Source organism: Burkholderia lata (genome assembly GCF_000012945.1).
Lineage (GTDB): Bacteria > Pseudomonadota > Gammaproteobacteria > Burkholderiales > Burkholderiaceae > Burkholderia > Burkholderia lata.
This window is the reverse complement of record NC_007511.1, coordinates 1,418,064-1,444,060: the sequence shown is the minus strand read 5'-3', so window position 1 is coordinate 1,444,060 and position 25,997 is coordinate 1,418,064. Positions and strand designations below refer to the sequence as shown.

Annotated in this window: 21 protein-coding genes; 14 read left to right on the top strand and 7 right to left on the bottom strand. The window is 68.2% G+C overall.

Annotated elements, in window-relative coordinates; all coding sequences use genetic code 11:
* Complete coding sequence (locus tag BCEP18194_RS38855) at positions 1 to 981, bottom strand: hypothetical protein (RefSeq protein ID WP_011354881.1); 981 nt, start codon at positions 979 to 981, stop codon at positions 1 to 3.
* 253 nt (positions 982 to 1,234) lie between these two features.
* Here BCEP18194_RS38855 and BCEP18194_RS29155 point away from each other — a divergent pair, with 253 nt between their 5' ends.
* From BCEP18194_RS29155 to BCEP18194_RS29135, 5 genes are all read left to right on the top strand, one after another.
* Entirely contained in the window at positions 1,235 to 2,329 is a 1,095-nt protein-coding gene (locus BCEP18194_RS29155) for a serine hydrolase (RefSeq protein ID WP_011354880.1), read from the top strand.
* Positions 2,330 to 2,372: 43 nt separating this feature from the next.
* Positions 2,373 to 2,606, top strand: a complete 234-nt coding sequence (locus tag BCEP18194_RS29150; protein ID WP_011354879.1) for a DUF7661 family protein — start codon at positions 2,373 to 2,375, stop codon at positions 2,604 to 2,606.
* 72 nt (positions 2,607 to 2,678) lie between these two features.
* Entirely contained in the window at positions 2,679 to 3,134 is a 456-nt protein-coding gene (locus tag BCEP18194_RS29145) for a MarR family winged helix-turn-helix transcriptional regulator (protein WP_011354878.1), read from the top strand.
* 67 nt (positions 3,135 to 3,201) lie between these two features.
* The gene (locus tag BCEP18194_RS29140) at positions 3,202 to 3,765 is read left to right on the top strand and encodes an isochorismatase family protein (RefSeq protein ID WP_011354877.1); all 564 of its coding nucleotides are present in this window, start codon (positions 3,202 to 3,204) and stop codon (positions 3,763 to 3,765) included.
* Positions 3,762 to 5,216 (top strand): DHA2 family efflux MFS transporter permease subunit, encoded by a 1,455-nt coding sequence (locus BCEP18194_RS29135; RefSeq protein WP_011354876.1) that lies wholly within the window; start codon positions 3,762 to 3,764, stop codon positions 5,214 to 5,216. The genes BCEP18194_RS29140 and BCEP18194_RS29135 overlap by 4 nt, the downstream gene beginning before the upstream one ends.
* A 96-nt stretch (positions 5,217 to 5,312) precedes the next feature.
* Here BCEP18194_RS29135 and BCEP18194_RS29130 read toward each other — a convergent pair whose 3' ends face one another.
* Complete coding sequence (locus BCEP18194_RS29130; RefSeq protein ID WP_081436667.1) at positions 5,313 to 5,912, bottom strand: LysE family translocator; 600 nt, start codon at positions 5,910 to 5,912, stop codon at positions 5,313 to 5,315.
* 95 nt (positions 5,913 to 6,007) lie between these two features.
* Here BCEP18194_RS29130 and BCEP18194_RS29125 point away from each other — a divergent pair, with 95 nt between their 5' ends.
* Positions 6,008 to 6,883 (top strand): LysR substrate-binding domain-containing protein, encoded by an 876-nt coding sequence (locus BCEP18194_RS29125; protein ID WP_011354874.1) that lies wholly within the window; start codon positions 6,008 to 6,010, stop codon positions 6,881 to 6,883.
* Between the two features lie 12 nt (positions 6,884 to 6,895).
* On the opposite strand, the gene BCEP18194_RS29120 is transcribed toward BCEP18194_RS29125, so the two are convergent.
* Positions 6,896 to 8,614, bottom strand: coding sequence for a SulP family inorganic anion transporter (locus tag BCEP18194_RS29120; RefSeq protein WP_041493541.1), 1,719 nt, complete (start codon positions 8,612 to 8,614; stop codon positions 6,896 to 6,898).
* A 493-nt stretch (positions 8,615 to 9,107) separates the two neighbouring features.
* Between BCEP18194_RS29120 and BCEP18194_RS29115 the strand changes: the two genes are divergently transcribed.
* A complete protein-coding gene (locus tag BCEP18194_RS29115) occupies positions 9,108 to 10,358 on the top strand; it encodes a mechanosensitive ion channel family protein (protein ID WP_011354872.1) in 1,251 nt (416 codons plus the stop codon).
* Positions 10,359 to 10,412: 54 nt separating this feature from the next.
* On the opposite strand, the gene BCEP18194_RS29110 is transcribed toward BCEP18194_RS29115, so the two are convergent.
* Positions 10,413 to 11,834, bottom strand: coding sequence for a PLP-dependent aminotransferase family protein (locus BCEP18194_RS29110; RefSeq protein WP_011354871.1), 1,422 nt, complete (start codon positions 11,832 to 11,834; stop codon positions 10,413 to 10,415).
* Positions 11,835 to 11,989: 155 nt separating this feature from the next.
* Between BCEP18194_RS29110 and BCEP18194_RS29105 the strand changes: the two genes are divergently transcribed.
* Both BCEP18194_RS29105 and BCEP18194_RS29100 read left to right on the top strand, forming a co-directional pair.
* The gene (locus tag BCEP18194_RS29105; RefSeq protein ID WP_011354870.1) at positions 11,990 to 14,314 is read left to right on the top strand and encodes an FdhF/YdeP family oxidoreductase; all 2,325 of its coding nucleotides are present in this window, start codon (positions 11,990 to 11,992) and stop codon (positions 14,312 to 14,314) included.
* A 12-nt stretch (positions 14,315 to 14,326) separates the two neighbouring features.
* Positions 14,327 to 15,247: a bestrophin family protein gene (locus tag BCEP18194_RS29100; protein WP_011354869.1), complete on the top strand. Its 921-nt coding sequence runs from the start codon at positions 14,327 to 14,329 to the stop codon at positions 15,245 to 15,247.
* 36 nt (positions 15,248 to 15,283) lie between these two features.
* Here BCEP18194_RS29100 and BCEP18194_RS29095 read toward each other — a convergent pair whose 3' ends face one another.
* A complete protein-coding gene (locus BCEP18194_RS29095; protein ID WP_011354868.1) occupies positions 15,284 to 17,314 on the bottom strand; it encodes an FUSC family protein in 2,031 nt (676 codons plus the stop codon).
* Positions 17,315 to 17,459: 145 nt separating this feature from the next.
* On the opposite strand from BCEP18194_RS29095, the gene BCEP18194_RS29090 reads away from it, so the two are divergent.
* From BCEP18194_RS29090 to BCEP18194_RS29070, 5 genes are all read left to right on the top strand, one after another.
* Positions 17,460 to 18,362, top strand: a complete 903-nt coding sequence (locus BCEP18194_RS29090; RefSeq protein WP_011354867.1) for a LysR family transcriptional regulator — start codon at positions 17,460 to 17,462, stop codon at positions 18,360 to 18,362.
* Between the two features lie 418 nt (positions 18,363 to 18,780).
* Positions 18,781 to 20,340 carry a DHA2 family efflux MFS transporter permease subunit gene (locus BCEP18194_RS29085; protein ID WP_011354866.1) on the top strand — a complete coding sequence of 520 codons (1,560 nt, stop codon included), beginning with the start codon at positions 18,781 to 18,783 and terminating at the stop codon, positions 20,338 to 20,340.
* Positions 20,341 to 20,515: 175 nt separating this feature from the next.
* Positions 20,516 to 20,845: a hypothetical protein gene (locus BCEP18194_RS29080; RefSeq protein ID WP_011354865.1), complete on the top strand. Its 330-nt coding sequence runs from the start codon at positions 20,516 to 20,518 to the stop codon at positions 20,843 to 20,845.
* Positions 20,846 to 21,100: 255 nt separating this feature from the next.
* Positions 21,101 to 21,436: a sugar ABC transporter ATPase gene (locus BCEP18194_RS29075; protein ID WP_041493265.1), complete on the top strand. Its 336-nt coding sequence runs from the start codon at positions 21,101 to 21,103 to the stop codon at positions 21,434 to 21,436.
* A 136-nt stretch (positions 21,437 to 21,572) separates the two neighbouring features.
* Positions 21,573 to 23,162, top strand: a complete 1,590-nt coding sequence (locus tag BCEP18194_RS29070; RefSeq protein WP_041493264.1) for an ABC transporter substrate-binding protein — start codon at positions 21,573 to 21,575, stop codon at positions 23,160 to 23,162.
* A gap of 155 nt (positions 23,163 to 23,317) precedes the next feature.
* Here the strand turns inward: BCEP18194_RS29070 and BCEP18194_RS29065 are convergent, their stop codons facing one another.
* Positions 23,318 to 24,625, bottom strand: coding sequence for an Nramp family divalent metal transporter (locus BCEP18194_RS29065; RefSeq protein ID WP_011354862.1), 1,308 nt, complete (start codon positions 24,623 to 24,625; stop codon positions 23,318 to 23,320).
* Between the two features lie 84 nt (positions 24,626 to 24,709).
* Complete coding sequence (locus tag BCEP18194_RS29060) at positions 24,710 to 25,966, bottom strand: oxalate decarboxylase family bicupin (protein ID WP_011354861.1); 1,257 nt, start codon at positions 25,964 to 25,966, stop codon at positions 24,710 to 24,712.
* Positions 25,967 to 25,997 lie beyond the last annotated feature (31 nt).

Sequence of the window (25,997 nt, the reverse complement as noted above, 5' to 3'; positions counted from 1 at the left end):
TCACCCGAGCGCCAGGTCGGCGATATCGATGCGATAGATGTTGCCGTCCGTACCGACCGCATGAAGCACGCGACCGCGGCCAGTCATTCGAGCGATGTCGACCGGTACGGAACCATCGCCCTGCAAGCGATACGTGCGCACCAGTCGAGCTTCGCCACCGCCATCGATACGCACCAGGTACAACATGTCACGGTCCTGATACGAGCCGCAGAGCAGTGCCACGTATCCGTCGGGCCGCGTCACATCCTCCATGACCGCGAACGCATGGCTGCCGCTAACCGGCATCCGCGATGACCAGACGGTTTGCCGGTCACGCACGCGGGTCAGCGCGAATGTGTTGTAGTAGTAGATCCACGCGTCCCGATCGTCCGGAACATTGAGCGCATAACAGCAGTCGATCGGCCCGAACCCCGGCGACGGAGCAAACGCATAGCGCTGCTCGCCGGCCCGGCTCCACGCGATCAACCCTGGCGCACCGACCGGCGAATCCCAGCCCAGATTGCCGTACACGCCCTCGTCGAAATAGGACGTCCAGATTTCCCCCGCAGCCGTGGACTGCACGGCCTCGATGCCGTCGCCCAGCAGGATTGCGCCGTACGGCGTGCCGTCGCGTCGATAGAAGCGGCCATTCAGGTCGAAATCGTCGTCGCCGCGGCGGACGGACCGGCAGCACACCAGCAGCAGATCGTCGCCGACAGGCTGGATGTCGTGGATATTGAACGGCTCCTTGTCGATCATGCAGTCCAGGCGAACCTCGCCGCCCTGCCAGGCCATCACGCGATACCGGTGCGACGTTGACGGCACCGTTTTCGGAAAAGACGCACCGTTCGATAGCGTCCGGTCATCGAGCGGCTCCAGCGCAAACGCCATGTACAGTGCGTCGTCCGGTCCGACGTTGAAGGCAACCAGTTCACCCGTCGCGGACAGGCTGTCGATCGATACGCAAGACTGCACGGGCAACGCGTGCGGGCGGCTGGACATGGGCGCTCCTGGAAATGATCTCGACATCTTGCCGGCTGTTCCATCATTTGTCAGGCAGGCGCGACATATCGACGCGAATCGCCATGCAAAGCGGCGTCGACCTGCTGACAGTGCCTCCGAAACGCACCGAATCGCGCATCTTTTCCCGCCTTCAATCGTCATCGCCCCGCGATCGACCGTATAATTTTCCGCATCCCGCTGACCACCCATACATTCCACGCAGCCTCACCGCGCGTGAAAAGGAGACTTTCGCTTGACCGGCCTCATCGCGCGCCTGCCATTCGCCCGGACCACCCTGCTCGTCGCCCTGTCGATGCTGATGCTCGCCTTCTCGGCGAATGCATCGTCCACGCCACGCAACCCGCCGCCGCGCGCCGCGCACGCTCATGCGCCGGCGAAGGCCGTCAAGAAAGCCGTCAAGAAGAAGCCGGCCCAGCGCAACAAGAAGGCCGTCAAGCATCGTCGCCCGCGCGTGAAGCACCAGGCGGTCAAGCGTCACGCAGCACCGGCCCCGCAGCAGCGCCGCGCCAAGCGCACGACCGCCGTGCGCCCGCGCCCGGCCGACAAGCCGCGCCTGATGGCGAGCTGCGGCTACAGCCCGCGTGCGGTCAATTCCCTCCATTCACGCGCGGCCTACGTGCTCGACGTCGATTCCGGCACGCCGCTGCTGGCGCGCAACGCACGCACGGTGCGGCCGATCGCGTCGATCTCGAAGCTGATGACGGCCGTCGTCGCACGCGACGCCGACCGTCCGCTGAACGGCGTGCTGCGCGTCACCGCGCACGACCGCGACACGATCAAGTTCACCGGGTCGCGCCTGCAGGTCGGCTCGGAACTGTCGCGCCGCGAGATGTTCCATATCGCGCTGATGTCGTCGGAAAACCGCGCGGCCGCCGCGCTGAGCCGCGACTATCCGGGCGGGCGCGCCGCGTTCGTCAACGCGATGAATCGCGAAGCGCGCCGGCTCGGCATGCGCCATACACACTTCCGCGAGCCGACCGGCCTGTCGCCGCACAACGTGTCGACGGCAGAGGATCTCGCGAAGCTCGTCGGCGCGGCGGCGCAGGATCCGCTGATCCGCTATTTCTCGACGGATACGTCGACCACCGTGCGCCCCGGCGACGGCGAGCTGCTGTATGTGAATTCCGACCCGCTCGTCCGCTACCGCCGCCTGCCGATCCGGCTGCAGAAGACCGGCTTCATCAACGAGTCGGGGCACGGCGTCGTGATGCGCATGCGTGTGAAGGGCCGCCGCGAAACGGTCGTGCTGCTCGGCGCACCGACGCGCGCGGGCGTCTCGAGCGATGCCATCAAGATCCACCGCTGGCTGTCCTGCTCGATCCAGTAAGCGCGCACGGGCGGCCGGCGCGTTCATCGACGGGAGCGATGCCATGCAGGACGAATACCGCTTCAACGCATTCGGACGGCGGCTGGCCGTCGTCCGCAACAACGGCCGCTGGGCCGTGTTCGATCTCGGCACCGAAGGCAAGCGGCGCCCGGCCGACCTGCACATTCCGTCCGCGCTCGCCGCTGACGAACTCGCGCAATACCTCGGCGACCTGCTGCACGAGGACGCGACCCCGAGATACAGCGAAGTCGTCCCGGTCCCGCTCCGCGGCGCGTAACCACCCTCCTGCCGCACTCCGGCCCGGCGGACAATTCGACAGTTAAACTTGCAAGTTTAACTGTCGTGTCCTATGATCCGCCGCATGAACCCGCCACGCAAACCCGGCGTTTCTGCCGACATCGTCGCCGCCGACCTGACCCTTGCAGTCGGCCAGTTGATCCGCCGGCTCCGCTCCGAGATCGAATCCGGCGGGCTCGGCATGTCCCAGACAAGCGCGCTCGCGCGACTCGAACGGCACGGGCCGATGACGACCGCCGACCTCGCGCGCGCTGAAGCGATGAAGCCGCAGTCGATGAAGGCGACGCTCGCGAGCCTCGAGGAAGACGGTCTCGTCGAGCGCGAACCGCATCCGACCGACGGCCGCCAGATCCTGTTCCGGCTGACCGCGGCCGGCCTCGACGCCCGGCTCAAGCGCAACGCCGCGAAACACCAGTGGCTCGGCGCCGCGATCGCGCAGCTCGATCCCGACGACATCGACACGCTCGCCGCCGCGATCCCGCTGATCCGCCGCATCGGCGAGCAATGAATCCGGCCGGCGCGCGCCACGGCATTCGCGCGCACGGCTTTCTTCGTCCCTTTCACGGAGTCCCATCATGAGCGCAACCCGTCTCGACACGAACACCGCACTCGTCGTCATCGACCTGCAGAAAGGCATCGTCGCCCTCCCCACCGCGCACCCGGTCGAACCGGTGATCGCGCACACCCGCACGCTGCTCGACGCATTCCGCAGCCGCGGCCTGCCGGTCGTGCTCGTCAACGTCGCGGGCGGCGCACCGGGCCGCACGCAGCAGCAGGTGCGCCTGGACGCCCTTCCCGCCGACTGGGCCGAACTCGTGCCCGAACTGAACCGGCAGCCGGGCGATCACGTCGTGACGAAAAAGACCTGGGGCGCCTTCACCGGCACCGACCTCGACGCGCACCTGAAGGCGGCCGGCGTCACGCAGATCGTGCTGACCGGCATCGCGACGAGCATCGGCGTCGAATCGACCGCACGGCAGGCGCATGAACTCGGCTACAACGTCACGCTCGCCATCGATGCGATGACCGACCTCAACGCGGACGCGCATGTGAACAGCGTCGAGCGACTGTTCCCGCGCCTCGGCGAGACGGGCACGACGCAGGACATCGTCGCGCTGCTCGACCGGCGCGGCGAGTGAGCGACCAACACGCTCGGCCGACGCAGGACCACGCGGCCGGCCGGCCCGATCCGTCGATCTGGAAGGTCAGCGCGGTCGCAGTGCTCGGCTCGCTGCTGTCGCAGCTTGACGCGACGATCGTCAACGTGTCGCTGTCAAGCCTCGCGACCGACCTGCACGCGAGCCTCGCGACGATCCAGTGGGTGACGAGCGGCTACCTGCTCGCGCTCACGCTGGTGCTGCCGCTGAACGGCTGGCTCGTCGACCGGATCGGCGCGAAGGCGCTGTATCTGTGGTGCTTCTCGGCGTTCACGCTCACGTCGGCGCTGTGCGGGCTTGCTTGGTCCGCGCCATCGCTGATCGCGTTCCGCGTGCTGCAAGGCGTGAGCGGCGGGCTGCTCGCGCCGATGGCGCAGATGATGATCGCGCGCGTCGCCGGCCAGCAGATGGCACGCGTGATCGGCTACGCGGCCGTGCCCGTGCTGCTCGCGCCGATCCTCGGCCCGGTCGTTGCGGGCGCGATCCTGCAGCACACGTCGTGGCGCTGGCTGTTTCTCGTGAACCTGCCCGTCGGCGTATTGGCACTCGCGCTGGCCGTGCGGTTCCTGCCCGGCGACCGCGACGACACGCAGCCGCGCGAACTCGACTGGGTCGGCCTGGCGCTGCTGTCACCGGGGCTCGTGCTGTTCCTGTACGGCATCGAGCGGATCAACGAAGCGCTCGGCATCGCGGCGATCGTCACGGCCGCGCTGTTGCTCGTGGCGTTCCTGCGCGTCGAAACGCGCAAGGGCGACCACGCGCTGATCGACCTGGCGCTGTTTCGCGGCAAGGTGTTCGGCGCGGCCGCGTCGACGCAGTTCCTGTCGAACGGCGCGCTGTTCGCGGGCCAGATGCTGATTCCGGTGTTCCTGATCCAGGCGTGCGGCCGCACGCCCGGCGAGATGGGCTGGCTGCTCGCGCCGATGGGGCTCGGCATGCTCGTCACCTACCCGTCGATGGGCGCGCTGACGAGCCGGTTCGGCGTGCGCCGGCTGGCCGCCGCCGGCGCGTTGCTCGCGCTGTTCGCGACGCTGCCGTTCGTGTTCCTCGCGCTGACCGGCTACGACCCATACCTGCTCGTGCCGGCGCTGTTCCTGCGCGGCATGGGCCAGAGCGCGATCGGCGCACCGTCGATCTCCGCCGCGTATGCGTCGGTCGAGCGCCGCAACCTGCCGATGGCGACCACCTCGCTCAATATCGTGCAACGTCTCGGCGGCCCGACGTTCACGACGGTCTGCACGCTGTTCCTCGCTTGGCGGCTGCAGGCCGAATCGGTGACGAGCGGCGGCACGCAGGCCAGCGCGTACGCGTGGGCCTTCGGCCTGCTTTGCGTGCTGCACGCGGCGAGCTTCGTCACGACGCTGCGGCTGCCGTTGTGGTCGGCCGGTGCAGGCGGGAAACCTGCCGGCGCCGCGCGCGCCGGTTCGCGCTGACCACGGCCGCTGCGCCGCGCTATGTCGCGCCATGTCGCGCTATGTCGCGCTATGTCGCGCTATGTCGCGCCATGCCGCGCTGCGCGCGCAGCGGCGCTACGGCAGCCACATCGGCACGATCGACACCACGAGCAGCACACCGAGCCCGGCATTGAGCCAGCGCCACTGCCGCTCCGTACGCAACACGCGCGCGAACAGCAACCCGGCGAAACACCATAGCGACAGCGACGCCATCGCGGCCACGCCGAACGCCAGTCCAAGCAAGACGCCGAGCCGTGCCGGACCGGAGGCGAGCGCGGCGAACGACGCGGCCGCACCGAGCGTCATCGCCCAGCCTTTCGGGTTGTGCCAGAGCATCCAGACGCCGCTGACGAACCCCTGCGGCCGATGCACCGCGGCATCGAGCCGCGGCTTGCCGCCGCGCCCGATGCGCACGGCCAGCCACACGAGGTACACCGAACCGAGCGCCTTCATCGCGAGTTGCAACGCGGGCAGCGCAAGCAGCACGCCGCCGAGCCCGGCCGCGGCAGCGGCGGCCATCGACGCCAGGCCGGCCGCGATGCCCGCCATCAGCGGCAGCGAACGCCGATAGCCGAAATGCGCGCCCGAGGCGGTCGCGAGCGTCGTCGCGCCGCCCGGCGTCACGGTGGACACGATCACGAACAGCATCAGCGGCAGGTAGTCGCGGAACGGCACGGAAGCTCCCGGTTGTCGTCGTCGAAGCTCCGTTTTACCCGCGCCCCTTCCATTACGACAGCGAAAGCTTTTTATGCCTGCCATTAGCGATCATAATGCGTCGCATGGTACGCAATCTCGACATCGCGCTGCTGCGCGCCTTCGTCACCGTCGCCGAGCATCGCAGCATGACGGCGGCCAGCCGCGCGCTGCACCTGACGCAAGGCGCGATCAGCCAGCAGGTCGCACGGCTCGAAACGCTGTCCGGCCCGCTGTTCGTCCGCGAGCACCGCAACCTGCTGCTCACGGCGGACGGCGAGCGGCTGCTCGGGCAGGCGCGCCGGCTGCTCGCCGTGCACGATGCGCTGCTGACCGACATGACGGCCGGCGCAGTGGAAGGGGCCGTGCGCGTCGGTGCGCCGCAGGATCTCGTGTCCTCCTGCCTCGCACCGATCCTGAAAGGCTATGCGCAAGCGCATCCGCAGGTCGCGCTCACGCTCGTGTGCGCGGCATCGCCGGAGCTGCGCCGGGGGCTCGCGCAGGGCGAACTCGACGTCGCACTGATCGAGGCGCCGGTCGGGCCGTCGCGCGGCGAGTGCATCGCCGTCGACCGCCTGGTCTGGGTCGGTGCGAAAGGCGGCACCGCGTACCGGAATACGCCGCTGCCCGTGTCGATGGTCGCGCAGACTTGCGCGTTCCGCCCGACGGTACTCGACGCGCTGCGCGGCTGCGATCGCGCGTGGCGCACCGTGTTCGAGAACGGCAGCATCGATGCGACGGCCGCGACCGTGCGCTCCGATCTCGCCGTGACCGCCTGGCTCGCGTCGACCGTGCCGGCCGACCTCGACATCCTGCCAGCCGGCAGCGGCCTGCCCGCACTGCCGAACTTCGCGATCAACCTGCATCTGCCGCGCGGCCAGCGCACGCCGGCCGCGACGGAACTCGCCCGCCACCTGCGCAACGGCTTCGCGCGCGTGCGGGCGGCCGCCTAGCGCCGGTTCCCGCTACACGATGCCTGGCTCCTGCGGCGCCGGTGTCGTACCGGCAGCCTCCAGTGCCTGATGCAGCGTCGGGAAAATGCACGACGCGCCGACGATTTCCGTGATCCGGTGGCGATCCATGTCGGCGCGCAGGTAGCGGTTGACGCGCCCGAACAGCACGCCGATCCCGCGTGCCTGCAGCATCTTGACGAGGTCGGCCAGCGTCCGCGCGGCCGAATAATCGATGTCGGTGATCGCGCCCGCATCGACGACGAACCAGCGCGTCGGCATCGGCGCCGCATCGACGAGCTCGGTCACTTCGGCGGTGAACAGATGATCGTTCGCGAAGAACAGGTCGGAGCCGAACCGGTAGACGATCAGCCCCGGCGCCGTCATCGCGCCGCGTCGCGCGGGCACCGGCTGCCACCGTCCGTTGCCTTCGACGGGTTCGAGCACCATCGTGTGCGGCTGGTAGCTGTGGCGCACGTGCCGCATCAGCGACAACGCGACCGCCAGCAGGATGCCGTGCTCGACGCCGACCGTCACGACGGCCAGCGCCGTCACCAGCGCGAGCGTGAACTCACCGGGGCTTTCCTTGCGGATCGCGGCGAGGCTGCGCACGTTGATCAGCCCGAGCGCGATCGTGAACACGATGCCGGCCAGCACCGCATGCGGCAGGTACTGCAGATAGGTACTGAAGAACAGCAGGACCACCGCCACCACGGCCGCGAACGCGAGGTGCCCGATCTGGCTGCGCACGCCCGCGCCGTCGGCCATCGCCGTCTGCGTCGGGCTGCCGTTGACGACGAACGCGCCGCCCACCGCCGCCGCCGCGTTCGCGGCCGCGAGGCCGAGGATGTCGGCGTTGGTATCGACCTCCTCGTCGTACTGCTGCGCGAACACGCGTGCGGCGGCCGCACTCTGCGCAATGATCATCACGAAACACGACGCGGCGACCGGCACGAGATCGAGGAACTGCTGCCACGTGACGGACGGCCAGCGCAGCGGCGGCAGCCCGCCGGCGACCGGCCCGAGCACCGCGATGCCGTGCGCGGCGAAGCCGAACGCGGAGCTGGCCGCGATGCTGCCCGCGACCGCGATCATCGGCATCGGCACGCGTGGCAGGAACCGCTTGCACGCGAGAATCGCGACGACGACGAGCGCCGCGAGCGCGAACGTCGGCCGGTTCGTGTGGACGAGATGCGTGACGACGTAGTCGAGCTGCGCCAGGCTGCGCGACGCCGGGTACGGCACGGCCAGCCCGAGCATGTCGCCGAGCATCGCGATCGACACCTGTACGCCGACACCGGCGAGAAAGCCGACCAGCACCGTGCGCGACAGGAAATCGGCAAGAAAACCCAGCTTGAAGATGCGCGCGAGCAGCAGCATCGCGGCCGTCAGCAGCGCGACCATGCCGGCCAGCGCCACGTACTCGGCGCTGCCGGCCGGGGCCATCGACGACAGCCGGCTCGCGAAAATCGTCGCGGTCGCGGAGTCGGCGGCCACCACCAGATGCCGCGACGCGCCGAAGCACGCGAACGCGATGAGCGGCAGGAACACCGTGTAGAGGCCCGTGACGGCCGGCATGCCGGCGATGCGTGCATAGCCGAGCACCTGCGGGATGTCCATCGACGCGAGCGACATGCCCGCGAAGATGTCGCGGATCGCCCCGCCACGACGGATCGGGAGGATGCCTTTCAGCAGCCGCACGCCTGACGCGCGGCTTTCGTTGGAATCTTGCATGCGTGGAATGCGTGAATACGGGGTGACGGGGTTCGCAAAAGCGTTCGCGCATCGTGCCCCGGGCAGGCATCGCATGGCAAGTGCACGAAGGCGGTGCGTGTCGCTCACCGTCGGCGCCGGGCCGCACGCAACGACGAACGGCCCACCGACGATCCATGCGACGCCCGCATGATTGCATGGATCGCCGTTCACGCGCATTGAAGCGCGAAGGCCCGCCATAGCGGGGCCGAGCCGATCCCGTGCCGGTGTGCAACGCATCCGGCCGCACGCGCATGCGGCGGCTTGCGGTGACGCGCTTTCGTCACTCGCCCTCACCCGATTACAGAGGAGACCTGCGCAATGGTGAGGAAGTTCGGGAGCCGCGCACCCCGCATTCCCGGCAACGTACACGGAACCCGATGGCACAATCACGGTCCCTTTCATGTGCCCTTCACCGGGCGCGCGCCGCGCCGCGGCGCCGATTCAACGCACGAGAAGGCCCCTGTTTGCCCCTATGACCCTGAACGAATCCTGGTTTGCGCCGCTCGTCGGCATCCTCATCCTGCTCGCCGCCGCCGGCGCGATCACCGCCGTCGTCCATTTCCTGCTGTTCCGCGTGGTCGCGCGGCTCGCACGGCTTTCCGCCACGCGCGTCGACGACGCGCTGTTCGAGTTCGGCGCGTTCAAATGGCTGAACCGCATCGTCCCGTTCGTCGTGATCAAGCTCGGGCTCGGCGCGGTGCCCGGCATCCCCGAGACGGCCGCCGAGGCCGCCGACAAGGTGCTGTTCGCGCTGATCGTGTTCCTCGTGACGATGACGGTCAGCGCGACGCTGTCCGCACTCGAACACACGCATCGCACGTACCAGCGCGACCAACACGACCAGCCGCACCTGTCGCTGAAAGGCGCGATGCAGCTCGTCAAGCTCGTGATGTTCATCACGGCCGCGCTGGTCGTGATCGGCGACGCGACCGGCAAGCAGATCGGCCTGCTGCTGTCCGGCATCGGCGCGATGTCCGCGGTGCTGATGCTGATCTTCAAGGACACGCTGCTCGGCCTCGTCGCGGGCGTGCAGCTGTCGTCGAACGACATGCTGCGGATCGGCGACTGGATCACGATGCCGTCGGCCGGCGCGGACGGCACCGTGATCGACATCACGCTGAACACCGTCAAGGTCGCGAACTTCGATCACACGATCATCACGGTGCCGACGTGGAAACTGATCACCGAGAGCTACCAGAACTGGCGCGGGATGACCGAAGCGGGCGGGCGCCGCATCAAGCGCGCGCTGTTCGTCGACGCGACGAGCGTGCGCTTTCTCTCAAACGACGAGATCGAACGGCTCGAACGCCTGACGCTGCTGAAGGACTATCTCGAGGACAAGGTCGACGCGATCGAGCAATGGAACGGCACGCTCGGCGCGGCCGGCGACTGCCCGGCGAACCGCCGCCAGCTGACGAACCTCGGTACGTTCCGCGCGTATGTCGCGAACTACCTGAAAGGCCATCCGCGCATCCGCCGCGACATGACCTGCATGGCGCGGCAACTGCCGCTCACGGCCGAAGGCATTCCGCTCGAACTGTACTGCTTCACCGACACGACGACGTGGGTCGACTACGAGGCCATCCAGTCCGACCTGTTCGATCACCTGATCGCGGTGTTGCCGGAATTCGGGCTGCGCGTGTACCAGCACCCGTCGGGCTTCGACATGCGGCAGATGGTCGGCGCCGCGCAAGCCGGGCTGCAGGCGCCGCACGCGGGTTGATGCGCGCGATGGCGGCCGGTGACCGGCCGCCGCTTGCCGCGCGGCCCCCTGCACTCACCGCGCCGCGCACTCCGACGCGAGCCGCCCGAGCACCTTCAATGCATCCTCGATCTGCCGCGACCACGGATAGCTGTAGTTGAGCCGGATGAAATGCCGGTAATCGGTGCTCGCCGAGAACATGTGCCCCGGGCCGACCGTGATCCCTTGAGCGAGCGCCACCGCATACAGCTTCATCGCGTCGACCTGCGGCGGCAGCTCGACCCACAGCACGTACCCGCCCTGCGGCTGCGACAGCCGCGTGCCTTCCGGGAAGAAGCGCCGCACCATCGCGCTCATCAGGCTCGCCTGCTGCGCGTACTGCTTGCGCATGCGCCGCAGATGGAAATCGTAGCCGTCGTATTTCAGGTACTCGGCAATTGCGAGCTGCTCGATTGCAGGCGTCGCAAGCGTGTTCAGGAATTTCAGCTTCTCGACCTGGTCGCGGTAGCGGCCCGGCATCGCCCAGCCGATCCGGTAGCGCGGCGACAGGCTCTTCGTGAACGACGCGCAATGCAGCACGAGCCCGTCGCGGTCGAACGACTTCAGCGCGCTCGGCGTCGTGTCGCCGAAGTGCAGCTCGTGATAGACGTCGCTCTCGATCGCCGGCACGCCGTGCTTCGCCAGCAATTCGACGAGCGCGCGCTTGCGCGCGTCGGGCATCTCGAACCCGAGTGGATTCTGGTAATTCGGCATCACCATGCACGCGGCGATGTGCTCGCGTTCGAGGATCCGTTCGAGCGCATCGAGATCGATGCCGTCGACCGGGTGCGTCGCGACTTCCAGCGCGCGCATGCCCATCCGCTCGATCGCGTGCAGCATCGCGTAGAAGGTCGGCGACTCCACGGCAATCGTGTCGCCCGGCTTCGCGACGGCCTGCAGGCACAGGTTGATCGCCTCGGTCGCGCCGATCGTCACCACGATCTCGCCGGGTTCGACCGCGATCCCGCGCTCCGCATAGCGCCGCGCGATCTGGCGGATCAGCTCCTGGTTGCCGGGCGGCAGATCGTCGATCACGCCCCAGCGCGTGCGGCGGCGGCCGATCGTCTGCGCATAGCGCGCGAGACGCTGCACCGGAAACTGCGACGCGTCGGGATACGGCGAGCCGAGCGGCACCGCGTCGTCGCGCGAGATCGAGCGCAGCGTCGACAGCACGAGCCGGCTCACGTCCACGGCCGACGGCTCGGCGGCCGGCGCCGACATGTGCAGCTCGGCCTCGGCCGGCGCCGACGCGCGCGCGCGGACGAAATAGCCCGATTGCGGCCGGCTTTCGATCAGGCCGCGGCTTTCCAGCACGAGGTACGCGCGCAGCACGGTCGTGACGCTGAGCTGCTGCTGCCGGCTTGCCTGCCGCACCGACGGAATCCGCTCGCCGGGCCGGTACACGCCACGTTCGATCTGCGCCTGGAGATCGTCGGCCAGTTGTTCGTAACGCTTCATGCGCCTTCCTTTCAACTTCCCTTCAACAACACAGTTGCGATCCGCACTGCCTGAATGGCCGCAACTGTACTCTTTTTTGAAGCGAACAGGTGTACACACAGCCGGACCGGGGCCGCGCGTACTCTGCACCCATCGACCCCGACACCCGCTGCATCATGAAAAAGAAATCCGCCACCGCGCGCATCGAACCGTACACCCACCCGGCCGCCGGCTGGGGCGCGCTGAAAGCCGTCACGATCAACCTGATCAAGGAAAAGGTCGCAGGCGGCAACTACCGTACGCTGCTGCGCCAGAACCAGCCGGACGGTTTCGACTGCCCGGGCTGCGCGTGGCCCGACCGCCAGCACGCATCGACGTTCGAATTCTGCGAAAACGGCGTGAAGGCCGTGGCCGCCGAAGCGACGAGCAAGCGCGTGACGCCCGACTTCTTCGCCGCGCACACCGTGACCGAGCTGCTCGAGCAGTCGGACTTCGAACTCGAGCAGCACGGCCGGCTCACCGACCCGATGGTGTATGACGCGCAGACCGACCGCTACGTGCCGATCGCATGGGACGACGCGTTCGAGCTGATCGCGCGCCACCTGCGTGAGCTGCCCGACCCGAACCAGGCCGCGTTCTACACGTCCGGCCGCGCCAGCAACGAAGCGGCGTTCCTGTACCAGCTGCTCGTGCGGCTGTACGGCACGAACAACTTCCCCGACTGCTCGAACATGTGCCACGAGGCGACGAGCCGCGGGCTGCCGGCGTCGGTCGGCGTCGGCAAAGGCACCGTCACGCTCGACGATTTCGAACACGCGGACACGCTGCTGATCTTCGGCCAGAACCCGGCCACCAACCACCCGCGGATGATGGGCGAACTGCGCGAGTGCGCGAAGCGCGGCGCGACGATCGTGTCGATCAACCCGCTGAAGGAACGCGGCCTCGAACGCTTCGCCGATCCGCAAAGCCCGATCGAAATGCTGACGATGTCGGGCACCAAGATCGCGTCGACGTTCATCCAGCCGACGATCGGCGGCGATTTCGCGCTGATCAAGGGGATGGCGAAGCGCGTGCTCGAACTCGACGACGCCGCGCGCGCCGCCGGTGCGCCGCGCGTGCTCGACACCGCGTTCATCGGCGAGCACACGGCCGGCTTCGACGCATTCGCCGACGACCTGCGCAACGAAAGCTGGTCCGCGCTGACGGCCGAAAGCGGCGTGCCGTACGAACAGATCGACAGCCTCGCGCAGCTCTATGCGCGCAGCGAGCGCGTGATCGCGACGTGGGGCATGGGCATCACGCAGCACAAGCATTCGGTCGCGACCGTGCAGATGCTGACGAACCTGATGCTGATGCGCGGCAACATCGGCCGCCCAGGCGCCGGCCTGTGCCCGGTGCGCGGCCACTCGAACGTGCAGGGCAACCGCACGGTCGGCATCGAGGAAAAGCCGTCGCAGGCGTTCCTCGACCGGCTCGGCCACGTGTTCGACTTCGAACCGCCGCGCCACCACGGCCTCGATGTCGTCGAGACGATCGAAGGGATGCTCGAAGGCCACGTGAAGGTGCTGATCGGCCTGGGCGGCAACTTCGCGATGGCGACGCCCGACACGCCGCGCACGTGGGAAGGCATGCGCCGTTGCGACCTCTCCGTGCACATCACGACGAAGTTGAACCGCAGCCACCTGATCCACGGCCGCGACGCGCTGATCCTGCCGACGCTCGGTCGCACCGAGATCGACCTGCAGGACAACGTCGCGCAAGGCGTGACGGTCGAGGATTCGATGAGCATGGTCCACGTGTCGTACGGGATGAACAAGCCGGCGTCGCCGAACCTGATGTCGGAGCCCGCGATCGTCGCGCACATGGGCCATGCGCTGTTCGGCAACGGCAAGATCGACTGGCTGGCCTACAAGGACGACTACGCGAAGATCCGCGACGCGATCGAGGCGACGCTCGACGGCTTCTACGACTACAACACGCGCATCGCGCGGCCGGGCGGCTTCCACCTGCGCGTCGCGTCGCGCGACCGCGAATGGCTCACGCCGACCGGCAAGGCGAACTTCATCGCGCACGCGCTGCCGACCGACACGCCAATCCAGCGTGCCCGCGCGCTGCACGGCGAACGGCTGATGACGCTGATGACGACGCGCTCGCACGATCAGTACAACACGACCGTCTACGGGCTCGACGACCGCTATCGCGGCGTGTTCGGCCAGCGCCGCGTGGTGTTCGCCAACCGTGACGACCTCGCGATGCTCGGCCTGAAGGCCGGCGAATGGGTCGACATGGAAACCGTGTGGCACGACGGCATCGAGCGGCGCGCGGACGGCTTCCTGCTCGTCGAGTACGACATCCCGCGCGGCTGCATCGGCGCGTACTACCCGGAAACGAACCCGCTCGTGCCGCTCGACAGCGTCGGCGACGTATGCAACACGCCGACGTCGAAGTCGATCCCGGTGCTGCTGCATCGCGCGGCCGCGCCGGCGTCGATCGCCGCCTGACGGAGCGCAGCGATGATCGTTCGTCCGCGCGAGCATTGGCTGCGGATGCTGCTCGTCTGGAACGGCTCGGTGTTGCCGACCATCCTGCCGCAGCTCGTGCTGACGCTCGCGATCAGCCTCGTGGCGGTATGGGGTGGCGGCCGCGTGCTCGGCGAGAAGGTGCCGCTGAACCCGACGCCGTTCACGCTGATCGGCCTCACGCTCGCGATCTTCGCGGGGTTTCGCAATAACGCGAGCTACGAACGCTACCGCGAGGGGCGGCAACTGTGGGGCGGGGTTCTGACCGCCACGCGCACGCTGGTGTCGCAGGCGCTCTGCTACGGTGCGATCGATCGTGACGATGCCTCGCGGCGCGTGTTCGTGCGCAAAGTCGTCGCGTTCGTCTATGCGCTCAAGCATCAACTGCGCGGCACGGATCCGGCCGCGGACCTGCGCGGGCTGCTCGACGGCGCCACCTATGCGCGCGTCGCCGCTTCGCGGTTCCGCCCGGTCGTCATCGTGCACGAACTGCGCGAAGCGTTCGCCGCACGCGCCGATGCGGGCCACCTCTCCGACACGCGGCTCTGGATGCTCGACGCGCGCCTCGACGATCTCGTGTCGATGGTGAGCGGCTGCGAACGGATCGCGTCGACGCCGATCCCGTTCTCGTACGACGTGCTGCTGCACCGGACCATCTACGCGTACTGCGTGCTGCTGCCGTTCGGCCTCGTCGATTCGATCGGCGCGGCGACGCCGTTCGTTACCGTGTTCGTCGCCTATACGCTGATCGCGCTCGACGCGATCGCGCATGCAATCGCCGAGCCGTTCGGCGACGGGCCGAACCATCTCGCCCTCGATGCGATGACGCGCCAGATCGAGCGCACGCTGCTCGAACTGAACCGCGAGCCGCTGCCGGCGGAAGTGACGCCGGGCAAGGCCTATCGGCTCAGTTGACGCACTGCCCGCCGCACACGCGCGTCGGGCACGCCGTCAATCCTGGCGGCCTCGCAGGAAGCCATCGTGCGCGGCCGCCGTCTCCGCGATCGTTCTCAACAACACCGCACCGCGCAGCAGCGCGCGGCCGTCGTCGCTATCGACTTCGGTCACGCGCCGCAGCAGCACGCGGGCTGCCGCGTTGCTGGCGCGCTCCAGCCGCGCAAAATCCGCGTGCCCGACCCGCCCTCGCACCAACGCGACCGCACGCCGCGCCGCCGGCTCGCGTGCCGCCAGGTCGGCCAGCGCCAGCAGGCTGTCGCCGATCGTCCAGGCCGCGAGCAGATCGCTCAGGTCGCGCTCGATCAGGTCAGGCGGCAGACGGCCCGCGAAACCGAGTTCACGCCCGAGACGGTCGGCCGTACGGCTCAGCCACGCACTCGCCCGCCACGCCCGCGGGTTGCGTGCGATGCGCGCCAGGTCGTCGCGCACCGCGCGATGCAGGCGCCGCCGGCTCGTGCCGGGATCGCCGGGAAATACGAGTGAGAACACCAGCGCCCCGAACGCGATGCCCAGCAGCGTGGCAAGCGCCGAATTGAGAAAGGCGGCGTCGCCGATGCGCGCCGTATTGTCCGGCGACGTGAAATTCCAGAAGAAGATCGAGAAACCGCTGCCGATGCCGGCCGTGCGCGGATTGCGCATCGCGATACCCGTGCCGATCATGAACACGCCGAGGATGTACGCAAGCATCTCGAAGCCCGACACCGCCGGCAGCAGCACGAAATTGCAGAGCGCGCCCGCGACCGCCGCGCAGGCCGCCCCTTTCAGGAAGCCGACGGTGGCGCCGACCGAGTTCGGGCGCGTCGAGAACAGCGCGCAGACCACGCCCGTGATCGCGACGAACCCGGCGCCCGACGGCCATGCGGTGACGATCCAGAGCGCCGACGCGACCAGCACCGCGATGAACGCGCGAATCCCGTTGTGCCACGCGAGTACCGGATCGTGGTGGAACGCATAGCGCACGCGCGATGCCGGCGGATTCGGCCGGTCCAGCTGCGCCTTGCCAGCATAGGCGGCGTCGAACCCGGCAAGCAGTGCCGCCAGCCGGTCGAGCGTGAGCAGGCGCGACGGGTCCGAGCCGGCCGGCTCCGCGGCCTCGGCACGCACCGCGTCGTCCACACGCGCACGCAATGCGGTCAGCGCGGGCCCCGCTTCGCCCGACGCGGCCACGCCGTCGAGCACCTGTGCGGCATCGGCGACCAGCGGGTCCGGCGTGCCGCCGCTGCGCGCCGCGTGTTCGTGCAGCGCCTGCCCCGCGGCCTGCGCGGACAGCACGCCCAGCACCGCCGCGCGCAGATGGCCGATCGCGTTGCGCACCGGCGGTGCGCCGGCAGCCGCATACTCGGCCGCCGTGTCGAGTTCAAGTGCATCCGCGAACAGCCGGTGCACGGCCGCGCCGTTCGACTCGCGGCGCAGCGCGCCCGCACCGACGGCCACCGCGCGGTCGAGATAGCGCGCGAGCCGCGTGCGGACATCGGCCAGCGGCGAACCGGGCGCGAACACCGTCTCGAACGCCGCGCCGCACAGGATGCCGACCACCACGTACAGGAATCGCGCGGTCGCGATGTCGAATGCGTGCAACGGCGCGGAAACGGCGTCCATCGCGATGATCGCCGCCGTATAGCCCGCGAGCACCGCCGCATACGCGCGGAAATTGCGCAGGAAGGTCGCGACGCCCGCGCACAGGCCGATCCACGCGGCGAGCGCCGGCAGGAACAGCTCGGGCGTCTGCGCGAACGCCCCGGTCAGCACGAGCGCGACGGCCGCGCCGACCGCGGTGCCGAGAATCCGGTACTGGCTCTTCGACAAACCCATCCCGCGGCTGCCCTGCGCAACGATCCACACCGTCGACGCGGCCCATTTCGGGTCGTCGAGATTCATCCGGAAGGCGATGTAGAGCGCGAGCAGCGACGCCGCCGTGTTGCGCAATGCGAAGCCGAGGGCGCCGGGCGGCAGCGTGGGCCGGGCATCGCGCAGCGCGGTGCGCACGGCCGCGAGCGGCGGCAGAGGGGGTAACGCGAATTTCATGCGGCGAGCATACGGGGGCGCGCCGTCGCTACTAAGAGGCTCAGACAGGATGCGTTATTGCACCGGGCAGGATAATCGCCGCCGCACGAAGCGATTCGGCTGGCGAAGGTAAGATGCGCGCAGGTCGAACACTGAAGCACACCGTATGGACTTCGAAAGCATCCGGATATTCCTGCGCGTGGTGGAGCGCGGCAACTTCACCGCCGCCGCCACGCACCTCGACATGCCGCTCAGCCGCGTGAGCCGCAAGGTCAAGCAGCTCGAGGACGATCTCGGCGTCCAGCTGCTGTACCGCACCACGCGCCGCGTCTCCGTCACCGAGGCCGGACGCGACTACTACGAGCGCTGCCTGCGCGCCGAGGACATCCTGCTCGATGCGGACCGCCAGGCCCGCGCCCTGCGCACGGCGCCGGAGGGCATGCTGCGCGTGCTGGTGCCCTACTCGATCGGCCTGTTCGAACTGGAGCCGGCGCTCGCCGAGTTTCGCCGGCGCTACCCGCTAGTCCAGCTCGTGCTGATCTACGACAACAACCCGCTCGATCTCGTCGAGCACGGCTTCGACGTGGCGCTGCGCGCGGGCGTGCTGACCGATTCCAGCTACATCGCACGCTCGCTCGGCTGGTCGCAGGCGAAGCTGGCCGCGAGCCCCGCCTATCTCGACCGCGTCGGCCGGCCCACCACGCCGCAGGATCTCGCGCAGCACGACCTGCTGCTCGTCGGTCGCGACGCGCCCGGGCTGACGCTGCGGCTCACCAATGCGGCCGGCGAAGTGGCCGACGTGCCGGTGCGGCCGGTGCTGATCACCAACGAATCGGTGACGGTGCTGCGCCAGGCCGCGAGCGGCGGCGGCATCGCGCTGGTCTCGACGCACTACACGGCCCGCCGGCTCGAACGGAACGAGCTCGAAATCGTGCTGCCCGACTGGCACCGGACCGACGACGTCGAACTGCACGTGCTGTATCCGCGGCGCGCGACCCTCGACAGCAAGGTGCGCGCGTTCGTCGAATTCCTGGCGGAAGTGTTCGACGATTGGCGAACCGCACCCTAACCGGCACGGTTCGCACGCCGATTATTGCAGCAAGCGAAATCGATTAATGAGCCGGCCCGTGTTGATGGCGGCTCGCCACATCGTTAGCCTGTCGCGATGCAAAACCATTCCACACGCGACGGCAGCCGCCTGACCGCTGCCCGCAGGCGCGTCACGCGCGTCCCGCCTTCCTGACCGGCAGCATCCCGCCTCCCGAAGCCCGCCACGGCTTCGTGCATCCGATCGAGCAGCACGTCGTACGCGTCGGCCCCCTCTACCGGGCCGCGTCGCGCGCGCCGCGCCCCTTCCGTTCAGCAGCCGCGCCGCGCCTGCGTCGCTTTCGCGCGCGCGCGTGCGTGCGCGGTCGCGTGCGACGGCGTGCGCCCGCAGCAACGGGCCGCAACCGTTGCGCACCTTACGCCCCTTACGCAGGAAACCCATGTCCTCTCCGTCTTCTTCAGCGCCGCTATCGGGCGGCCGCCTCGCGATCGGCACGATCGCGGTGTCGCTCGCGATGTTCATGAACGTGCTCGACTCGTCGATCGCGAACGTCGCCATTCCGACGATCTCGGGCGACCTCGGCGTGTCGGTCGACGAAGGCACGTGGGTGATCACGATCTTCGCGGCGGCGAACGCGGTATCGATTCCGTTGACCGGCTGGCTCACGCAGCGCTTCGGCCAGGTACGCCTGTTCGTCACGTCGATCCTGCTGTTCGTGTTCGCGTCGTGGCTGTGCGGGATCGCGCCGAACCTGCCGACACTGCTCGCCGCGCGGATCCTGCAGGGCGCGGTCGCCGGGCCGCTCGCGCCGCTGTCGCAAGCGCTGCTGCTCGGCGCGTGGCCACGGCAGAAATCGTCGAGCGCGCTGGCGCTGTGGTCGATGACCGCGCTCGTCGGCCCGATCGCGGGGCCGTCGCTCGGCGGCTGGATCACGTACGACTACAACTGGTCGTGGATCTTCTACATCAACATCCCGGTCGGCTTCTTCGCGGCCGCCGTCACGTGGATCGTGTTCCGCGACCGCGAATCGGCCACGAAACGCATGCCGATCGACAAGGTCGGCCTGCTGCTGCTCGTGCTGTGGGTCGCCTCGCTGCAGATCATGCTCGACAAGGGCAAGGATCTCGACTGGTTCAACTCGCCCGTCGTGGTCGCGCTCGGCGTCGTCGCGCTGATCGGCTTCGCGTTCTTCCTCGTGTGGGAGTTCCACGAGGCGAACCCGATCGTCGACCTGCGCCTGTTCACGCAGCGCAATTTCGCGGGCGGCACGATCGCGATCTCGGTCGCGTACGGGATGTTCTTCGGCACACTGGTGCTGCTGCCGCAGTGGATGCAGGGCTATCTCGGCTACCGTGCGGTCGATTCCGGGCTCGCCACCGCGCCGCTCGGCGTGTTCGCGATCCTGCTCACGCCGGTCATGGGGCGCCTGCTGCCGCGCACCGATCCGCGCTACATCGCGACGCTCGCGTTCGTCGGCTTCGCGGTCGTGTTCATGATGCGCACGACCTTCTACACCGACGTGTCGCGCTGGGATCTCATTTTGCCGACGCTGCTGCAGGGCATCCCGATGGCAATGTTCTTCGTGCCGCTGACGTCGATCATCCTGTCCGGGTTGCCGCCGGAAAAGATCCCGGCCGCGGCCGGCCTGTCGAATTTCGGCCGCACGTTCTGCGGCGCGGTGGGCACGTCGCTGATCAGCAACGCGTGGAACGACCGCACGATCCTGCATCACGCACGGCTCACCGAACAGGCGAGCGTCACCAACCCGACCTTCGCGCAGCACGTCGACACGACGCGTTCGCTGCTGCATCTGGGCCCCGATTCGGCGCTCGCGTTCTTCAACGCGTCGGTCGATTCGCAGGCGGCCGTGATGGGGCTGAACGACATCTTCTACGTGTCCGCGATCATCTTCATCGCGATCATTCCGCTGATCTGGATCACGAAGCCGTCGCGCTCGGGCGGCGGCGATGCCGATGCGGCGGCGGCCGGCGCGCATTGATCCGCATGCGCGACGATCGGGCCCCGCGCCGCGCACGCCGGGGCCCGCACCGCCACGCGCCCACGTAATAAAGACTTGCAATCGATACAGGCGGAAACGTCAACAGCCGGTGCCCCCTCCGCGTTTTTTGAACAAGCGCCCACGATCCGGACGCGCAACGACAGGAGAAAACACCATGCGAGCCCTTACCCGCCATCTCGCGATTGCCGCCACCCTGATGTCGGTGCTGACCGGCACCGCGTTCGCCGACACGCCGTGGCAACAGGCACATCCGCGCCGCGAAGAGGTCAACCAGCGCCTCGCAAACCAGAATCGCCGGATCCATCACGAAGTGAAGGAAGGCGAGATGTCGCACGCACAGGCCGCGCGCCTGCACCGTGACGACCGCAAGATCCGCCAGGAAGAGCGGGACATGGCTGGGCAGGATCACAGCCACATCACGAAGAGCGAAAAGCACGTGCTGAACCAGCAGGAAAATGCGGTCAGCCACCAGATCGGCCAATAAGATCGACAACACCGGCAGGTGCCCATTCGCCATCACCTGAAACGCCCGCTGCCGCGATGCGGTAGCGGGTGCTTGTTGTATCGAATCGTTTCAACGCCCCAACGCCGTCAAACGCTGCGGGTATACTCCGTCGTCAGCCGCCTGTTGCATCGTCGTCCGTCAAAAACGGCCCGATTCCGGGCGGTTTCGTCGCGAAGCTTCGCGTTTCGCCTACCCCGCGCCCCAGCCTCGATACGAGACACACGACGACCGACCATGAAACGATTCCTGCTGCTCCTTCCCGCCGCCCTGCTCGCCGCCTGCGGTTCCGCGCCCTCGTCCGACTCGGCCGCTTCGTCCGGCTCGGCGCCGATGATCTACGTGTCGTCGCAACGTCCGGCCTACGCGGTCGCCAACTGCCTCGACAGCCGCCTGTCGGGCACCGAGCAATCGCAGCACAACGGCGTGACCGATATCTCCGTCGGCTCGAACTCGTACTTCGTCACGCTGACGCCGTCGGGCAACGGCTCCGTCATCAAGGTCGTGCGCGGCTCGGGCAACGAGCCGGCCGAGGAAGCGATGCGCTTCGCGATCGCGCGCTGCGCGATCTGATCCGAACCTGCCGATGCCGGGCATCCGCCCGGCTCGCTCCTGCGCGCCAACCCGCCGGCGCGCACGCCGAATATTTTCATCCGGGTGGCCGTCGATGAGAGAATCGCACCCACGATTCCCTTTCCACGGAGCCCGCATGAAGCACCTGCTGTCCCGCCTGTTCGTCAGCGCCGCGCTCGTCGCGCTTGTTCCGGCATTGCCGGCGCAGGCGGCCACGCCGCCCGGCATCTTCGTCGTCGCCACGCAGCTCGGCGAATTCACGACCCTCGACCCGAGCGGGATCTACGAGCTGGTGCCGTCCGAGTATGTCGCGAACACCTACGAACGCCTGGTGCGCGTCGACCTGAAGGACCCGACGCGCTTCGACGGGCAGATCGCGCAATCGTGGACGGTCGGCGCCGACGGCGTGACCTACACGTTCAAGCTGCGCCCCGGCCTCACGTTCCATTCCGGCAACCCGGTGACCGCCGACGACGTCGCGTGGTCGCTGCAGCGCACCATCCTGCTCGACAAGGGGCCGGCCGGCGTGCTCGCCGATCTCGGCCTCACGAAGGCGAACGTGATGCAGAAGGTGCGCGTGGTCGATCCGCAGACCGTCGTGCTCGAAACCGATCGCAAATACGCGCCGAGCTTCGTGCTCAACGTGCTGAGCGCGTGCCCGGCATCGGTCTTCGACAAGAAGCTGCTGCTGTCGCACCAGCAGGGCAACGATTTCGGCAGCGGCTGGCTGCGCACCAACGACGCGGGCTCGGGCCCGTACCAGCTCGTGAAGTGGACGCCCAACGAGACCATCGTGCTGCAGCGCTTCGAGAAATACCGCACGCCGTACCCGATGAAGCGCGTCGTGCTGCGCCACGTGCCCGAAGCATCCGCGCAGCGGCTGCTGCTGGAGAACGGCGACGCCGATGCCGCGCGCAACCTGAGCCCCGACAGCCTCGCCGCGCTGACGAAGGCCGGCAAGATCAAGGTCACGTCGTGGCCGGTGTCCGCGCTGCTTTACCTGAGCCTGAACACGAAGAACCCGAACCTCGCGAAACCCGAGGTGCAGCAGGCGATGAAATGGCTCGTCGACTACGACGGCATCCAGCGCAACATCGTCAGCACGACCTACAAGGTGCATGAAACCTTCCTGCCCGAAGGCTTCCTCGGCACGTCGAACGCTCGGCCGTACAAGCAGGACGTCGCGAAGGCGAAGGCGCTGCTCGCGAAGGCCGGCTTGCCGAACGGCTTCGACGTGACGATGGACATGCCGAACGACTATCCGTACCTCGAGATCGCGCAGGCGCTGCAGGCGAACTTCGCGCAGGGCGGCATCCGCGTGAAACTGATTCCGGGCGATGCGAAGCAGGCGATCGGCAAGTATCGCGCGCGCCAGCACGACATCTTCATCGGCGAATGGTCGCCCGACTACATGGACCCGAACAGCAATGCGCGCGGCTTTGCGTGGAATCCGGACAACTCCGACCAGTCGCCGACGAAGATGCTCGCGTGGCGCAACAGCTGGGACATTCCGCAACTGACGAAGGACACCGAGGCCGCACTCGTCGAGCCGTCGCCCGCGAAGCGTGCGCAGCGCTACGAAGCGCTGCAGAAGGCCGTGCTCGCGAACTCGCCGTTCATCATCATGTTCGAGAAGGTCGTGCAGGTCGCGACGCGCCCCGGCGTGACCGGGCCGGAAATCGGGCCGATCAACGACCTCGTGTCATACCGCACGCTCGCGAAGTAACGGGCGCTGCCCGCGCGGCCGGCCATGCCGGCGCGCGGGTCATCGCCGCGGCCGCCGCGCCGGCGCTGTGCCGTACGGCGGTCGGCAATGCAACGCGATCTGGCGGCTGCGCGAGGCGCCGGACATGCAGCAGTAAGCTGCCGGCCCGCTGCCATTCAATTGAAGGCCGCCCACACCAGGTACGCATTCAACCCGACGATCACGACCGTCGCCGCCCCGGCGACGATCCGCAGCGGCAGCCGCATCGCGTAGGCACCCATCACGTCCGCGCGCGCCGACAGCATCAGCAGCGCAACCATCGGCAGCGGCAGCACGAAGCTCAGCACGACCTGGCTCGCGACCATCGCACGCGTGACGTCGCAGCCGAACGCAACCACCGCGAACGCAGGCACGATCGTCACCGCGCGCCGCACCCAGACCGGCATGCGACGGTGGATGAAGCCCTGCATCACGACCTGCCCGGCCATCGTGCCGACCACCGAACTCGACACGCCCGACGTCAGCAGCGCGACGAGAAACAGCGCGCCGGCCGCCGGCCCGAGCACCGGGATCAGCGTGTGATACGCGTCGCCGATGTCGGTCAGGCCCGGCGCGCTCGCGTGAAACGCCGACGACGCCATCATCACCATCGCGAGATTCACGAACCCGGCCAGCCCGAGCGCGACGACGACCTCGCGGTTCGAGAAACGCACGAGCCGCCGCCGCTCCGCGTCGTCGCGCGGCGCGGTGCGATCCTGCGTGAGCCCCGAATGCAGGTACAGTGTGTGCGGCATGATCGTCGCGCCAATGATCCCGACCGCGATCGTCAGCGCCGTGTGATCCGGAATCTGCGGGACGACCAGGTGGAACGCGGCCGCGTGCCAGTCCTGCGGCGCGATCAGCAGTTCGCCGAGATAGCACGCGCCGATCACGCCGACCAGCGCCGCGATCGCGGCCTCCAGCGGCCGGAACCCGCGCTTTTCGAGCGCGAGGATCGCGCAGGTCGCGAGCGCTGTCGCGATCATCCCCGTGAACAGCGACAGGTGGCACAACAGCCCGAAGGCGAGCGCGCCACCGAGGAATTCGGCGAGGTCGGTCGCCATCGCGGCGATTTCGGACGCGACCCACATGCCCCATACGACCGGCGCGGGAAAGCGGTCGCGGCACAGCTCCGCGAGATTGCGGCCGGTCACGATGCCGAGCTTCGCCGACATCGCCTGGAACAGCATCGCGATCGTGTTCGCGGCCAGCACGACCCACAGCAGCCGGTAGCCGTACGCGGCACCGGCCTGGATGTTGGTCGCGAAGTTGCCGGGGTCCATGTAGCCGATCGACGCGATCACGGCCGGGCCGACGAACGGCAGCAGCGCGGCGACGCCGGTGCGGCGCCCTTCCAGTGCGGCGCGCGCGGCACCGTCGGTGTGCGCGGTGGACAGGCCCGGCAGCGCGAAGCCGCCGGCAGGTTTGCTCGTGACGGGAATCATGGTGAGGTTCCGTTCGAATGAGAAAGGCTTCCTGAAGGTCGGGCGCCGCGGCCGGCATGCCGCCTGCCGGCCACGGCGGCGGCGTTACAGCGGCACGACGTCGGGACGGTTGCGCGGAAACTGCGCGATCACGTCCGGCGCGACGTTCAGGTGTGCTTCGACGAGCTGCGGCGGCGTATGCGCGAGCCAGTCGGACAGCGACACTTCCGCATAGCGGTCGGTCTTGAAGATCTCGAGGAACACCAGGTCAGTGCTGCCGGTGTTCTGCACGTAGTGCCCGAGGCTCTTCTTCACGTAGCCGACGTCGCCCGTGCGGAAGTCGGCCGTCTGCGCTTTCGGCCCCGTGTCGAACACGGTCATCCGTGCGTCGCCCTGCAGGTAGTACTGCCATTCGTCCGCGTTCGGGTGCCAGTGCAGTTCGCGCATGCCGCCCGGATGCACGGTGACGAGCGCCGCCGCGACCGTGGTCGACACGTTGAAGTTCGTGCTGTCCGCGATGCGCACTTCGCCGCCACGGGTCTTCCTGACCGGCTTCATGTCGCCGAGCGAAAAGATGAACGGATGCGGCGGCGCCCCGGCCGACGACGCCGACGCGCGCTGCGCTTGCGCGAGCGGGCCCGGCTCGTCGCCCTGGAAGATCCACAGGTTGTCGAGCGGAATGTTCTTGAACGCGTCGGCCGGCACGCCGAAGTTGAGCGCGAGCACGTCGGGCGGCGTGTGCGCGATCCAGTCGGTCAGCAGCAGCGTGTTGAATTCGGACGCGCGGCCGTTATCGAACGCCAGCAGGAATTCGGCGCCGTCGGTGCCGAGGCCCTGCAGCGAATGCGGCAGGCCGGGCGGGAAATACCAGAGATCGCCGGTTTTCACGTCCTGCACCGAGGGCCGCCCCAGTTCGTCGAGCACCGTGATCCGGCAGCGGCCGTCGAGCATGATGGCCCACTCGGCCTGCTGGTGCCAGTGCATCTCGCGAATGCCGCCGCGCGTGAGGCGCATGTTGACGCCGGAAATGGTTTCGGAAATCGCAAAATCGTCCTGCGTGACTTCACGCGCCCATCCGCCATTTTGAATGCGCTTGTGCGCATTATTGAACGAGGCCCAGAATAACGGCATGCCATTGATATCGGTGGCCGGCGGATCCTGAAAGGACGGGAATTGATTGGCGATTGCCGGGTTTTTAGGCCCCGGGTCGGTCAGGCTCTGACGGTTGAGCGCATTCACCGCGCCTTCCGGCGGGCGGTCCGGATTACCGAACGAGGCAGCCTTGGCCGATACCGCGATACCCGCGGCGGCAATGGCGCCAGCCGTTCCCGCCAGCATCTTGCGTCGAGAAAGATTCGTCATGGTTTCCTCTTCATTCCAGCGATTGAGTGAA